Annotated in this window: 11 protein-coding genes; 10 read left to right on the plus strand and 1 reads right to left on the minus strand. The window is 66.8% G+C overall.

Features of this window, described 5'->3' with window-relative positions:
- The first annotated feature begins 267 nt into the window (after nt 1-267).
- The 8 genes from L0976_RS14205 (at nt 268) to L0976_RS14240 (ending at nt 10,619) form a co-directional block, all read left to right on the plus strand.
- A complete protein-coding gene (locus L0976_RS14205; protein ID WP_234187979.1) occupies nt 268-918 on the plus strand; it encodes a DUF2291 family protein in 651 nt (216 codons plus the stop codon).
- Entirely contained in the window at nt 915-2,456 is a 1,542-nt protein-coding gene (locus tag L0976_RS14210) for a sugar ABC transporter ATP-binding protein (RefSeq protein ID WP_234187980.1), read from the plus strand. Before L0976_RS14205 ends, L0976_RS14210 begins: the two co-directional genes overlap by 4 nt.
- Nucleotides 2,457-2,469: 13 nt before the next feature.
- The gene (locus L0976_RS14215) at nt 2,470-3,510 is read left to right on the plus strand and encodes an ABC transporter permease (protein ID WP_203315642.1); all 1,041 of its coding nucleotides are present in this window, start codon (nt 2,470-2,472) and stop codon (nt 3,508-3,510) included.
- Nucleotides 3,511-3,626: 116 nt separating this feature from the next.
- Nucleotides 3,627-4,574 (plus strand): D-ribose ABC transporter substrate-binding protein, encoded by a 948-nt coding sequence (locus tag L0976_RS14220; protein WP_203315643.1) that lies wholly within the window; start codon nt 3,627-3,629, stop codon nt 4,572-4,574.
- A 118-nt stretch (nt 4,575-4,692) separates the two neighbouring features.
- The gene (locus L0976_RS14225) at nt 4,693-5,547 is read left to right on the plus strand and encodes a DeoR/GlpR family DNA-binding transcription regulator (protein ID WP_370643670.1); all 855 of its coding nucleotides are present in this window, start codon (nt 4,693-4,695) and stop codon (nt 5,545-5,547) included.
- 69 nt (nt 5,548-5,616) lie between these two features.
- Entirely contained in the window at nt 5,617-7,143 is a 1,527-nt protein-coding gene (locus tag L0976_RS14230; protein ID WP_234187982.1) for an FGGY-family carbohydrate kinase, read from the plus strand.
- 11 nt (nt 7,144-7,154) lie between these two features.
- Nucleotides 7,155-8,828 carry a glycerol-3-phosphate dehydrogenase/oxidase gene (locus L0976_RS14235; protein ID WP_234187983.1) on the plus strand — a complete coding sequence of 558 codons (1,674 nt, stop codon included), beginning with the start codon at nt 7,155-7,157 and terminating at the stop codon, nt 8,826-8,828.
- Nucleotides 8,829-8,918: 90 nt separating this feature from the next.
- Entirely contained in the window at nt 8,919-10,619 is a 1,701-nt protein-coding gene (locus L0976_RS14240) for a dihydroxyacetone kinase family protein (protein ID WP_234187984.1), read from the plus strand.
- A 64-nt stretch (nt 10,620-10,683) separates the two neighbouring features.
- Here L0976_RS14240 and L0976_RS14245 read toward each other — a convergent pair whose 3' ends face one another.
- Entirely contained in the window at nt 10,684-11,385 is a 702-nt protein-coding gene (locus L0976_RS14245; protein WP_203315648.1) for a GntR family transcriptional regulator, read from the minus strand.
- A gap of 124 nt (nt 11,386-11,509) precedes the next feature.
- Between L0976_RS14245 and L0976_RS14250 the strand changes: the two genes are divergently transcribed.
- Complete coding sequence (locus tag L0976_RS14250; RefSeq protein WP_234187985.1) at nt 11,510-13,024, plus strand: aldehyde dehydrogenase family protein; 1,515 nt, start codon at nt 11,510-11,512, stop codon at nt 13,022-13,024.
- 121 nt (nt 13,025-13,145) lie between these two features.
- Entirely contained in the window at nt 13,146-14,096 is a 951-nt protein-coding gene (locus L0976_RS14255) for a substrate-binding domain-containing protein (protein WP_203315650.1), read from the plus strand.
- The last annotated feature ends 49 nt before the right edge of the window (nt 14,097-14,145 follow it).

Here is a 14,145-nt window from a genome sequence, read left to right on the forward strand (position 1 = left end):
CGATTGACAGGCCATGTTAATTTAACATATATACTGCGACATATAACACGCTTATATCGCAACTGCGAAAATGTGTGCAATGCAGCGCAAGGCGGGTGAGGAGATCCGGCCGGCGCGTTCAGGGAGGGCATCATGAGATATTCCGTTTGGAACGCATTGGCGCTCGGCCGGTCCGCCGCAGGCGTGCCCCTCGGCGCATGCCCCGCGCCGGCCTCCTGCCGCCGCTCCCGCTGACCTCTTCATCGTTCAACCGCAAGGCCGACCGACATGACCGACGCCACGTTATCGAAATCGCCCCAGCCCGCGCGTAGCTATTGTTGGATCGGCATCGCCGCAGTCGTCGTGCTGCTCGGCGCCATGGCCTTCGACACGAAGATCGTGCGGATAGGCTCGGAAAACGATGTCCAGGTGAAGCGGTTCTCGCCGGAGGCCTTCGGCGCCGAGCAGTTCCCCCTCATCCGCCAGAACGTCGAGACGCGTGCCGTCGATGCGGCCGAGCTGTCGCAGGCGATCGCCGCCGACAAGAAGGCGGCGGGCGAGAAATACGGCGTCGCGACCTCCGTCGGCCCCGTCGTCCCGGTCAAGTTCACCGGCGTCGTCGGGGAACGCAAGGCGAACTACAATGTCGTGGCGGTCGAGGGGCTTCCGGCCGAACTGACCGTGCGCGTGCAGACTGGCCCGGCGCTCAACGGCACGGACCTGCGCGATGCGACGGGCCAGATCGAGTTCGGCCAGTTCAGGAACCAGATCGAATACCAGGACGCGGGATCGGCCCTCAACAACGAGGTCAAGAAGGTCGTGCTCGGGGGCATCGACCCGGCGGCGCTCACCGGCAAGACCGTCTCGGTGGTCGGCGTCTTCAAGCTGGTCAACCCGAAGAGCTGGATCGTCACGCCCGTGAGGTTCGATGTCCAATGAGCACGCCCGTGGAGACAGGCCGGAAGGGTGAAGTCGTGCTCGCCGCGCGCAACGTGGCGAAGTCCTACGGCAGCGTCCATGCCCTCAAGGGCGTCAACTTCGACATTCATCGCGGCCAGGTGACGACGCTGTTCGGCGAGAACGGCGCCGGCAAGTCGACGCTGATGAAGATCCTTTCCGGCGTGGTGCAGCCGACGTCCGGCGAAATCATCCTCGATGGAGAACCCACCGCTTTCGCGTCATCCTCCCAAGCGCGCGACCGCGGCATCTCCATCATCCATCAGGAGCTCAGCCTCGCGCCGAACATGAACGTCCGCGACAACATCTTCATGGGTCGCGAGATCATGACGGCGACGGGCGTGGACTTCGCGGAAGAAGAGCGCCAGACGCGCCTCCTGATGGCTGAACTCGAAGAGGATATCGATCATCTCACACCCGTCGAGGACCTGCGCCTCGGCCAGCAGCAGATCGTCGAGATCGCGCGGGCCCTGTCGGTCAATTCGCGCATCCTGATCATGGACGAGCCGACCTCGGCGCTGAGCGCGTCCGAAGTGGAGGTGCTGTTCAAGGTCATCCGCGACCTCACCGGCCGCGGCGTCTCCATCGTCTATATCTCGCATCACCTCGAGGAGGCGCTGCAGATCACCAATCACGCGGTCGTCCTGCGCGACGGCACGATGACCGCCTATGCCGAGCGCAAGGACATCGACCTCGAATGGATCGTCCGCCACATGGTGGGCGACAATTTCGACCTCGGCTCGCCGCCGGCCGGCTACGACAAGGGCGACGTGTCGCTCGCCATCGAGGGCCTCACGGTTCCCGATCCCGGCGGTGCCGGCTATTCGGTCGTCGACGGCCTTTCCCTCTCCGTGCGCGCGGGCGAGATCGTCTGCATCTACGGCCTGATGGGCGCGGGGCGCACGGAACTGCTCGAAACCGTCGCCGGCCGACTCAAGGCCACGGCCGGAAAGGTCGTGCTGAAAGGCAGGGACGTCACCGGCCAGTCGATCGCCGACTGCATCCGCGACGGCCTCGTGCTGGTGCCGGAAGACCGGCAGCGCGACGGCCTGGTCCAGACCATGTCCGTCGGCCGCAACCTGTCGCTCGCAAGCCTTCGCACCTTCACCCGCGGGCTCTTCACCTCGACGTCCCGCGAGACGGGCCTTGTCGGCGATGCGATCCGCAAGGTGCATATCAAGACCGACGGCGGCGACGCGGCGATCGGCTCGCTTTCGGGCGGCAACCAGCAGAAGGTCGTCATCGGCAAGATGCTGGCGACCAATCCCGAGGTCATCCTGCTCGACGAACCGAGCCGCGGCATCGACATCGGCGCCAAGGCCGAGGTCTTCAAGCTGCTCGCCGAGCGCGCGCGGCAGGGCCTTGCCGTCGTCTACACCACGTCCGAGGTCGGCGAATGCCTGAGCATCGCCCACCGCATCATCGTCATGCGGCGCGGCCGGATTTCCGCCGAATTCGGTCCCGACGCGACCAAAGAACAGATCATGGCCGCCTCGGGCGAAGCCGTGCATGCCCACTAGGAGCGCTGAATCCATGTCAGTCACACCTGCAATCGACACAAAGGCAGCGGCGAACGGCGGCAAGCGCAGGAAGAGCCTTGTCGAGCTCCTGTTCGAAGGCCGTGCCTTCTTCGCGCTCATCGCCATCGTCGTCGTCTTCTCGCTGATGTCGCCGAACTACTTCACGATCAACAACTTCCTGATCATGGCCTCGCATGTCGCGATCTTCGGCCTGCTCGCCATCGGCATGCTACTCGTCATCCTCAATGGCGGCATCGATCTTTCGGTCGGCTCGACGCTCGGCCTTGCCGGCGTTGTCGCCGGTTTCCTCATGCAGGGCGTGACGTTGCCGCAGATCGGCGTGATCCTCTATCCCTCGGTCTGGGTCGTGGTGGTGCTCACCTGCCTGCTCGGGGCCGTGGTCGGCGCGGTCAACGGCGTGCTGATCGCCTATCTGCGCGTGCCGGCCTTCGTGGCGACGCTCGGCGTGCTCTACGTCGCCCGCGGCATCGCCCTGCTGATGACCAACGGCCTGACCTACAACAATCTCGGCGGCCGTCCCGAGCTCGGCAATACCGGCTTCGACTGGCTCGGCTTCAACCGCCTTGCCGGCGTGCCGATCGGCGTCATCGTCCTGCTCGTCATCGCGGTCGCCTGCCATGTCCTGCTGACGCGCACGGCCTTCGGCCGCTGGCTCTATGCCTCGGGCGGCAACGAGCGCGCCGCGGAGCTCTCGGGCGTGCCGGTCAAGCGCGTCAAGATCATCGTCTACGTGCTCTCTGGCGTCTGCGCGGCGATTGCGGGCCTCGTCTTGTCCTCGCAGCTCACCTCGGCGGGCCCGACGGCCGGCACCACCTACGAGCTGACGGCGATCGCCGCCGTCGTCATCGGCGGCGCGGCGCTGACGGGCGGCCGCGGCACGGTGGTCGGCACCATGCTCGGCGCCTTCGTCATTGGCTTCCTCTCGGACGGGCTCGTGATCATCGGCGTCTCGGCCTACTGGCAGACGGTTTTCACCGGCGCCGTCATCGTCACCGCCGTTCTCCTGAACAGCGTCAAATACGGTCGCCGCTGAACGCGGCGACCGACTGGAACTGACCGCCGCCGGGAGAGGCGGACCATCGAGTGGCCCGGAAGCGGAAAGTATTGCCGAAAATCGGCGTAACCGAACTCAACAAAGGGAGTGAGACTATGTTCAAAAAAGGTATGCGTGTACTCTTCGCGGCAACGGCCGTCATGCCGCTGCTGTTCAGCTCGGCCTGGGCCGAAGGCCTGATCACCGTCATCGTCAACGATCCGTCGAACCCCTACTGGTTCACGGAAGGCGAAGTGGCCAAGAAGACCGCCGAAGACCTCGGCTACACGGCCAATGTCGGCGCCCACAAGGGTGACACCAACACTGAAAGCAACCTGATCGATACCGCGATCACCAACAAGTCGGTCGCCATCATCCTCGACCCGGCGAATGCCGACGGTTCCGTCGGTGCGGTCAAGAAGGCCGTCGCCGCCGGCATCCCGGTCATCCTCGTCAATGCCGAGATCAACCAGGAAGGCCTTGCCAAGGCGCAGCTCGTCTCGAACAACGCCCAGGGCGCCGCTCTCGGTGCGCAGCAGTGGGTCGAGGCGGTCGGCGACAAGGGCAAGTATGTCGAGCTCTTCGGCGCTCCCTCCGACAACAACGCCGCAACGCGTTCGAACGGCTACGAAACCGTCCTGACGCAGTACCCGGACCTCGAAAAGGTCGGCAAGGAAGTGGCTGACTGGGATCGCACCAAGGGCCATGCCAAGATGCAGTCCCTGCTTCAGGCGAACCCGGACATCATCGGCGTGATCAGCGGCAACGACGAGATGGCCCTCGGCGCCATCGCCGCGCTGAAGGAAGCCGGCAAGCTCGACCAGGTCAAGGTCGGCGGCTTCGACGGCTCGCCGGATGCGGTCGCCGCCATCAAGGCCGGTGAACTGCAGTACACCGTCCTCCAGCCGGTCGCCGTGTTCTCGGAAGCGGCCGTCAAGCAGGCCGACAACGTGATCAAGAACGGCTCGACCGGTGTCGACACCGAAAAGCAGCTCTTCGATTGCCTCCTGATCACCAAGGACAATGTCGACAAGTACACCGCTCCCTTCGTCCTGAGCGAGTAATCCGTCCCGGGAGCGCCCGTCTGCGGGCGCTCCCATTTCGCATTCCCGGGCTTTTCCGGGCCAGCTTGGCATTTTCCTTGCCGCCCGATACGAGATACGAAACCTCTATCCTCGAAGCATGGCAGGGCCTCCGGTGAACAAGAAAGTCGACGTCAAGGATTTGCTTTCGGAAGAATTGCCGAGCGATAGCCGGCATGCGCGCCAGCTCGTGCGGCGCCAGATGATCGCCGAGACGGTGATCGCCGAGGGCTCGATCCGCATCGAGGACCTGACCGAGCGCTTCGGCATCAGCCTCATGACGGCGCACCGCGATGTCGACGAACTCGTCAGCCGCGGCCTCTTCCGCAAGACGCGCGGCATCGTCTCCGCCGCGCCGACCAGCCTCATCGAATCCTCCGACGTCTACCGCGCCACCCGGCAGGCGAAGGAGAAGAAGGCGGTCGCGAAGGCCGCCATGCAGTTCGTCGAGCCGGGCCAGGCGATCTTCATGGACGACGCCACGACCGTGCACGAGATGACGCGGTTCCTGCCGGCCAAGGTGCCGCTGACGGTCATCACCAATTCGCTCGTCCTCATCAACGAGCTGAAGGAGGTGAGCGACCTCAACCTCATCTGTCTCGGGGGACAGTTCTACAATTGGTGCAATGCCTTCATGGGGCACATCACCACCAACGAGATCCGCCGGCTGCGCGCCGATACCGTGTTCATGTCGCTGTCGGCCATCGTCGACGACGTGGTCTATCACCAGTCGCCCGAGACGGTGGAGACCAAGCGGGCGATGTTCGAAAGCGCGGCAAGGCGCGTGCTCCTGGCGGACCACACCAAATTCGAGCGGCGCGCGCTGCATCACTTCGCGACGCTCAAGGAATTCGACGCCGTGATCGTCGACGAGGATATTCCGATCTCCCACCTGTCGCGCATGCGCTCGAAGGGGATCAACGTGATTGTGGCGGACGGCGAACGGTCCGGCTGAGGGGACCGCTGCCGCGGCTGCCCCGATACCCGGTTCCGTTCCGCCGTTCGCCTGAGAATGGAGGCATGGATGCCCTGCATCATGGGTATAGACAGCGGCCTGACAGTGACCAAGGCCGTCATTTTCGACGCTGATGGAACGGTGCTCGCCATCGCCCGCCGGCGCGTTCCCCAGCTCATCCCCGCGCCGCAGCAGGTCGAGCGCGACATGGACGGCCTGTGGACCGCGACGGCCGACGCCATCCGCGAGGCGATCGCCGCCTCAGGCCGCCCGGCCTCCGATATCGTGGCGATTGCCGCGACCGCCCACGGCGACGGCATCTACCTCCTCGATGAAGACAAAAGGCCGCTCGGCCCCGCCATCGTCTCGCTCGATACGCGCGCCGGGGCGATTGCCGATGCGTGGAACGAGGGCGAGGTCGGCGCCCGCGCGCTGGAACTGACCGGACAGCGCCCGCACGCCTCGGCGCCTTCCGCCATCCTGCGCTGGATATTCGAGCACCAGCCGGAGCGCTATGCCCGCATCGCCCATTTCATAGCCGCCAAGGACTGGCTGCGCTTCCGCCTCTGCGGCACCATCGGCACGGACCGCACGGAGGCGAGCACTTCCTTCACGGATGTGGCGACGCAGGACTATGCCGAGGACGCCTTCCGCCTCTTCGGGCTGGATCGCCTCGCCGGACGGCAGCCGCCGATGGCGGCTTCCACCGAGGTCGTCGGCGGCGTGACGGCGGAGACCGCGCGCCTGACCGGGCTGGTCGAGGGCACGCCCGTCATGGCGGGCCTGCACGACGTCACCGCCTCCGCGCTCGGCATGGGGGGCTATGGCGAAGGCATGGTGGCCGTCATCGCCGGCACCTATTCGATCAACGAGACCGTCTCGCCCGCACCGAAGGTCGATGGCCGCTGGTTCTGCCGCAACGGCATCCTGCCCGGCGAATGGAACAACATGTCCATCTCGCCCGCCTCGACCGCCAATTACGACTGGTTCATCGAGCAGTTCTGCGCCGCCGATGCCCGGCAGGCGGAGACGGCCGGCGAGAGCATCCACGCGATCCTCGGCAGGGAATTCGAGGCGGCGCGCGAGCGGCCTTCCAGCACCTTCTTCCATCCCTACCTCTTCGGCTCGCCCTTCGGCGGTGCGTCCAGCGCCGGCTTCTACGGCCTCAATGCCTGGCACGACCGCGGCGATCTGGTCCGCGCGGTGCTGGAGGGCATCGCCTTCAACCACCGTGTCCATGTCGATGCGCTGCGCGACGGCTTCGCGCCGACCGCCGCGCGCCTGACGGGCGGCGTCTCGCGCAATCCCGCCATGGCCGGCCTCTTTGCCGATATCCTCGGCATGCCCGTCACCGCGACGCGCACCGAGGAGGCGGCGGCCTGGGGGGCGGCGCTCTGCGCGGGTGCCGGCGCCGGCCTCTATGCCTCGCCCACCGACGATCCGCGCGACCTCGCGTCGATCGAGACGACCTACCAGCCGGACCCCGACCGGCAGCGTGCCTATGACGAGAAATACCGGGTCTTCCTCGGTCTCGCCGAGGCGATGAAACCGCTCTGGCCGACGCTGCGGCGTCTCGGCGGGGCGGCGCAAGTTTAGGAATGCCGATCATGACAGAAACGACAGCCGGAACCGTCGAGACCTTCGACGTCATCGTCCTTGGCGCGGGCATCAACGGGGCAGGGCTCTTCCGCGATCTCTGCCTGCAGGGGCTGAAATGCCTGATCGTCGACAAGGCCGACTTCGGCTCCGGCACCAGCGCCGCGCCCTCGCGCCTCATCCATGGCGGCATCAAGTATCTGGAGACCGGCGAGCTCGGCCTCGTCGCGCAGTCGACGCTGGAGCGCAACCTCCTCCTGCGCAACGCGCCGCATTGCGTGGAGCCGCTGCCGACCTTCATTCCCTCCTTCTCGCTGACGAAGGGCGCGTTTGCGGCGCTGCGCACGCTGCTCGGCTCCACCACCGCCCCGCGCAGCCGCGGCGCGCTCCTCATCAAGATCGGCCTTGCGCTCTACGATCTCTATGGCGCGCGCCACCGCGTCATGCCGAAGCACCAGTTCTTCTTCCGCCGCAAGGCGCTGGAGGAGATGCCGGCGATCACGCCGCGCATCGTCGCGGGCGGCATCTACTACGACGCCAAGATCAGCCGGCCCGAACGGCTCGTCTGGGAGCTGGTGCGCGACGGCCTCGACGCCAGCCCGGCCTCCCGCGCCATGAACGACACGACGCTGCTCGGCCAGGACGACGGCGTGCTGCGGCTGCGGGGTCCGCGTGGGGGCGAACAGCGTGCTCGCGCCGACATCGTCGTCAACGGGGCGGGGCCGTGGATCGATCATGTCAACAACACGCTCGGCGTTTCCGGCAAGCTGATCGGCGGCACCAAGGGTTCGCATATCCTCCTGAGGCACCCGGAACTGGTGGAAAGCCTCAAGGGCCGCATGATCTATTTCGAGGCGGACGACGGCCGCATCTGCCTCGTCTACGATTTCCTCGGTCTCGCGCTCGTCGGCTCGACCGACATCAAGGCGGACAATCCCGATGCGGTGCGCTGCGAGGAGGACGAGATCGACTATTTCCTCGCCAGCCTCCGCTCACTCCTGCCGGCCCTGCAATTCGGCCGCGAGCAGATCGTCTATGCCTATAGCGGCATCCGCCCGCTGCCGGCCTCCGATGCCAGCCAGCCGGGCCTCATAAGCCGCGACCACTCGGCCCCGGTGGCGGAGCCGGCGGAAGGCCGGCCGTTCTCGGTCATCTCGCTGGTCGGCGGCAAGTGGACGACGTTCCGCGGCTTTGCCGAGGAGGTGGCCGACACGATCCTTTCCCGCCTCGGCCGTAACAGGGCGGTGAGCACGCAGATGCTGCCGATCGGCGGCGGGCGCGGCTTTCCGGTGGAGGCGGCGGAGCGGCGCGCGTGGATTTCCGGGCGCGCCGCGAAGAGCGGCCTGCCCGAAGCGCGCATCGAGGCGCTTCTTGCCCGCTACGGCACGACCGCCGATGCCGTTCTGGCCCACATCAAGGAGACGGGAGATGCACCGCTCGCCCATGTCGAAGGCTACGGCCGCGGCGAGATCGACTGGATCGCGCGCAACGAGATGGTCGAACATCTCGCCGATATCGTCATGCGCCGGACGACACTCGCCATCGAAGGCAGGCTGACGGCCGAGGGGCTCGCCGAGATCGCGGCGATCGCCGCCGCCGCGCTGGGCTGGGACGAAGACCGGCGCGCGGACGAGCTTGCGCAGGTCACACGGCACCTGACGGCGTTCAATCGCGTAAACCTTTGATCGCTTTCAGGCCGAAAGCCCCATCTTTGCCCTTTTCCCGGCCCGATCCATATTGCATCTTCGCGGCTCGATAGCTCGCAGGAGGACCCCATGACCAAGATCGTCGATGACCCGGAAGCCTTCGCCTCGTCCGCGCTGGCGGGCTTTTCCCGTGTCTACCGGCGCTATGTCCGGCTGGTGAAGGGCGGCGTCGTTCGCTCCACGGCAGTGCCGCGCGGCAAGGTCTCGGTCGTCGTCGGCGGCGGATCGGGGCATTATCCGGCCTTCGCCGGCTATGTCGGGCCGGGCATGGCGGACGCGGCGGTGGCCGGCGAAATCTTCGCTTCCCCCTCGACGGCGGCAGTCGCCCGTGTGTGCCGCAACGCCGAGTATGGCGGCGGCATCATTCTCGGCTTCGGCAATTATGCCGGCGACGTGCTCAATTTCGGCGTGGCGGCGGAGCGGCTGCGGGCGGAAGGCATCGACGTGCGCATCGTCACGGTGACGGACGACGTGGCGAGCGCGCCCGCCGACCGGCATCTGCAACGCCGCGGCATTGCCGGCGATCTCGTGGTCTTCAAGGTGGCGGGCGCGGCTGCGGAGGCGGGGCTTGCGATCGACGAGGTCGAGCGCATCACCCGGCTCGCCAACAGCCGCACCTTCTCCTTCGGCGTCGCTTTTGGCGGCTGCACGCTCCCCGGCGCGAAGGAACCGCTCTTCACCGTGCCCGATGGCATGATGGCGCTCGGTCTCGGCATTCACGGCGAACCCGGCATCCGCGACGCCGACATCGTGCCGGCGGGCGAGCTGGCGAGGCTGCTGGTCGATACCGTCCTGGCGGAGCGCCCGGCCGGCGCGCGCCGCGCCGCCGTGCTGCTCAACGGTCTCGGCGCGACCAAGTATGAAGAGCTCTTCGTCCTCTGGGGCGCCGTCGAAGAGCATTTGCAGGCGGCGGGCGTCGATCTCGTCGCGCCCGAGGTCGGCGAATATGTCACCAGCCTCGACATGCAGGGCTGCTCCCTGACGGTGATGTGGCTCGACGAGGAACTGGAACGCTACTGGCTGGCGCCCTGCGACACGCCCGTCTTTCGCCGTGGCGAGACGTTTCGCACGCAGCCGGCGGCTGCGCGGGACGGCTCGGAGGACGAGGCGCCGGCCTTCGGCCCCGCTACGCCCGCCTCGCAGGAAGGCGCCCGGTGCCTTGCCGGCATCCTCGATGCCATGGTGTCGGCGCTGAGCGAGGCGGAAGCCGAACTCGGCCGGATCGACGCCTTTGCCGGTGACGGCGACCATGGACAGGGCATGCGGCGCGGCGCGACGGCCGCCCGCGAGGCGATCCATCAGGCCGTTGCCGGCGGCGCGGGCGCAAGGAGCGCGCTTGCGGTGGCCGGCGATGCCTGGGCGGACCGCGCCGGCGGCACGTCGGGCGCCATCTGGGGACTTCTGCTCCGCTCATGGAGTTCCGCCTTCTCCGACGAGGCGGCCCCGGCGGAGGCTGACGTGGTTCGCGGCGCGCGCCTGGCACTCGACGATGTGATGCGTCTCGGCGGGGCGAAGCCGGGCGACAAGACGCTCGTCGACGCCTTCGTGCCTTTCGTTTCCGCGCTGGAGACCGCAAGGGCGGACGGCCTGTCGCTGAAGGAGGCATGGCAGAAGGCCGGCGCCACCTGCGAGGCGGCCGCACAGGCGACGGCGCCGCTTTCGCCGCGGCTCGGCCGGGCCCGTCCCCTTGCCGAACGCAGCATCGGCCATCCCGATGCCGGCGCCGTCTCGCTGGCGCTGATCGCAAGGACGATCGTCGGGCGCCTTTGAGCCGCGGCTCGGCGAAGATCAAAGGGCGGCATGTCGCCGCGAAGTAATTCCCTCCAAATGCGGATCACTCGAACAGGTCGGGATTGTCGGCCTCGATCTGCGGCAGGTCGGCGAGGATGCCGTTGAGGTGGCTGCGCATGGCCGTTTCGGCGGCGTCGGCGTTTCGTGTGTCGATGGCGTCGATGATCGCCTCGTGCTCGGCGATCAGCCGCGTCATCGAATCGGGGTGGCGGAGCTGGAGGTTGCAGACCCGGTCCATATGCGCCTTGATGTCCGAGATGGCGTTCCAGGCAAGGCCGCAGCCGGCGCCTTGCGCAATGGCGATGTGAAACTGCTCGTCCTCGCGGCGGAAGGCGTTGTGGTCGTGCGCCTCCATCGCCGCCTTCTGGCGGGAAAGGATCGTGTCGATCCGGCGCCGCGTCCAGCTATCGAAGGTCTCGCTGGCGCGGCGGGCGACGGCGGTCTCGATCGCCTCGCGCACGAAGCGCGCCTCCATCATCTGCCGCGCGGAGATGCGCACGACGACCGTGCCCCGGTTCGGGCGGATATCCACCAGCTTCGATTTGCCAAGCGCGATCAGCGCCTCGCGCACCGGCTGGCGCGACACGCCCATGCGCGTCGCGATCTCCTGTTCGGAAAGCCGGGTGCCGGGGGCGAGTTCCAGCCGGATGATGGATTCGCGCAGGTCCCGCTCCACCTGCGCCGCCGCGGTTTCGCCGGTGTCGATCTTCAGGGATTCAAGGTTCATGTCTTTTGCCGCCGTCATCCGTTGACATCCAATTTAAACCACCATACAGTACCATACAATTCAGATGCAACAGAAATCCGGCGGCCTGAAAGCCGGATGAACAGGGAGGGGCCGGCGCCACAAGGCCGGCCTGAAGACGATATTGCTGTCCAATTTCATTGCACCCGATTCCAGCGATGCCCGCCTCGGCATTAAATCCCGCTACCGGATGCTTGTCGATGGCAAGTCTGTCGACGCGGCTTCAGGCAAGACCATCGACCGCGTGAGCCCGGGCCATGCCGGCGTCGTGGTGGGCACCTGGCCCGAAGCCTCGGCGGACGATGTGCGCAAGGCCATCGCGGCCGCGCGGCGCGCCTTCGATAGCGGCCCCTGGCCGCGCATGTCGGGCGCCGAGCGCTCGCGCCTGATGTTCAAGGTGGCGGACCTGATCCTTGCCCATCAGGAGGAGCTGGCGCTCGCTGAGACCCTGGAGGTCGGCAAGCCGATCGCCCAGGCCCGCGGCGAGATCGGCTTCTGCGCCGACCTCTGGTCCTATGCGGCGGGACAGGCGCGCGCTCTCGAAGGGCAGAGCCACAACAATATCGGTGACGACCGCCTCGGCCTCGTGCTGCGCGAGCCGGTCGGCGTCGTCGGCATCATCACGCCGTGGAACTTCCCCTTCATCATCGCCTCCGAGCGCGTGCCGTGGGCGATCGGCGCCGGCTGCACGGTGGTGCTGAAGCCCTCCGAATTCACCTCCGGCACCTCGATCCGCATGGCGGAACTGGCGCGCGAGGCCGGCATTCCCGATGGCGTCTTCAACGTCGTCACCGGCTATGGCGACCCGGCAGGCCAGGTGCTGGCGGAAGACCCGGGTGTCGACATGATCGCCTTCACCGGCTCGGTGCGCGTCGGCACCAAGCTTGGCGAGATCGCGGCGCGCAGCGTCAAGCGCGTCGGGCTGGAACTCGGCGGCAAGGGGCCGCAGATCGTCTTCGCCGACGCGGATCTCGAAGAGGCGGCCGACGGCATCGCCTATGGCGTCTACCACAATGCCGGCCAGTGCTGCATTTCCGGCAGCCGGCTGCTGGTGCAGGAAGGCATCCGTGACGCGCTGATGGAGCGCCTCCTCGACATTTCCCGCAAGGTGACCTTCGGCGACCCGCTGAACGAGCGCACCAGGATCGGTGCCATGATCTCCGAGGCGCATGCCGAGAAGGTGCATTCCTATGTGGAGGCCGGCGTCGCCTCGGGCGCGGAACTGCTGCTCGGCGGCGAGAGGGTCGGCAGGCAGGCCGGGCTCTACTACGCCCCGACCGTCTTTGCCGGCGTCACGCCCGACATGTCGATCGCCCGGGACGAGATCTTCGGGCCGGTGCTGTCGACGCTGACCTTCAGGACGGCGGACGAGGCCGTGGCGCTCGCCAACGGAACCGAATTCGGCCTGTCGGCCTCGGTCTGGTCGACCAATCTGGAAAACGCGCTGCAGAGCATCCGCCGCATCCGCGCCGGCCGCTGCTGGATCAACAGCGTGATCGACGGCACGCCGGAACTGCCGATCGGCGGCTACAAGAAGAGCGGCCTCGGCCGCGAGCTCGGCCGCTACGGCTTCGACGAATATTCCCAGTTCAAGGGCGTGCACGTCACGCTCGGGCGCCCGGCGCCCTGGTTCGGGTAACCGGCCGCATCTTGCGGCATGAGGAGGAAAATCTCGGCTGGCGTGATCTTTGGTCGGAGCCCGCCAGCCGAGACTCGGGTCTTTTGGACCCGCATTGCACATCCAAAGGGAGGATACGCAAATGAGATTGACCAGGTTGAGAACCGCCGCATTGGCTGCGGGCCTGACCACCATGATGGCGTCGACGGCGCTTGCCGCAGACGTCAAGGCCACGATGATCATCTACCTCGATCCGAGTGTCCAGTTCTTTAATCCGGTGGTGAAGGGCGCGCAAGACGCTGCCGCCCAGTTCGGCGTCGATCTCGACGTGCAATATGCCAACAACGATCCGGTGCGCCAGAACGACCTGATCGAAAGCGCGACGGCGAGCGGCGTCGATGGCATCGCGGTCGCGATCTCCTCGTCGGACGCCTTCGACGAGAGCATCTGCGCGGCCGTCAAGGCCGGCATCGTCGTCATCGGCTTCAACAACGACGACCTCGACGGCGCGAAGGGCAATTGCCGCCAGGCCTATGTCGGCATGGACGAATTCGCCTCGGGCTACGAGCTCGGCAACCGCATGATCAAGGAATTCGGCCTGAAGTCCGGCGACGTCGTCTTCAACCCGCGCGAAATCCCCGAGGCGAGCTTCGCGGTCGCCCGCGGCGGCGGCATCGAGAAGGCGATGACGGAGGCCGGCATCAAGGTGGAGACGGTGCGCGCCGGCCTCGATCCGGCCGAGGCGCAGAACATCATGGCGCAGTTCCTCATCGCCAATCCGAACGTGAAGGCACTGTTCGGCACGGGGTCGGTCACCTCGACGGTCGGCGCGGGCGCCATCAAGGATGCCGGCGTGGACATCCCCTTCGGCGGCTTCGACCTTGCCGTCGAGATCGTCAATGCGGTGGAGTCCGGCGCGATGTTCGCGACCATGGACCAGCAGCCCTATCTCCAGGGCTACTATCCCATCGCGCAGATCGCGCTCTCCAAGAAATACGGGCTGACCCCGACCGACATCGACACGGGGCAGGGCGCCTTCCTCGACAAGTCGCGCATCAGTTCGGTCAAGCCGCTGATCGGCAGCTTCCGCTAACCGCGTCAAGAGCGAACCTGCCGGCATGTCCGGCGGGTTCCCCGTTCCC

Origin of the sequence: Shinella sp. NM-101 (assembly GCF_021401195.1) — a bacterium.
Classification (GTDB): domain Bacteria; phylum Pseudomonadota; class Alphaproteobacteria; order Rhizobiales; family Rhizobiaceae; genus Shinella.

Coding starts and splice junctions, on each gene's coding strand:
- L0976_RS14205 (WP_234187979.1), top strand. CDS start 268: ATGACCGACGCCACGTTATCGAAATCGCCCCAGCCCGCGCGTAGCTAT.
- L0976_RS14210 (WP_234187980.1), top strand. CDS start 915: ATGAGCACGCCCGTGGAGACAGGCCGGAAGGGTGAAGTCGTGCTCGCC.
- L0976_RS14215 (WP_203315642.1), top strand. CDS start 2,470: ATGTCAGTCACACCTGCAATCGACACAAAGGCAGCGGCGAACGGCGGC.
- L0976_RS14220 (WP_203315643.1), top strand. CDS start 3,627: ATGTTCAAAAAAGGTATGCGTGTACTCTTCGCGGCAACGGCCGTCATG.
- L0976_RS14225 (WP_370643670.1), top strand. CDS start 4,693: ATGGCAGGGCCTCCGGTGAACAAGAAAGTCGACGTCAAGGATTTGCTT.
- L0976_RS14230 (WP_234187982.1), top strand. CDS start 5,617: ATGCCCTGCATCATGGGTATAGACAGCGGCCTGACAGTGACCAAGGCC.
- L0976_RS14235 (WP_234187983.1), top strand. CDS start 7,155: ATGACAGAAACGACAGCCGGAACCGTCGAGACCTTCGACGTCATCGTC.
- L0976_RS14240 (WP_234187984.1), top strand. CDS start 8,919: ATGACCAAGATCGTCGATGACCCGGAAGCCTTCGCCTCGTCCGCGCTG.
- L0976_RS14245 (WP_203315648.1), bottom strand. CDS start 11,385: ATGACGGCGGCAAAAGACATGAACCTTGAATCCCTGAAGATCGACACC.
- L0976_RS14255 (WP_203315650.1), top strand. CDS start 13,146: ATGAGATTGACCAGGTTGAGAACCGCCGCATTGGCTGCGGGCCTGACC.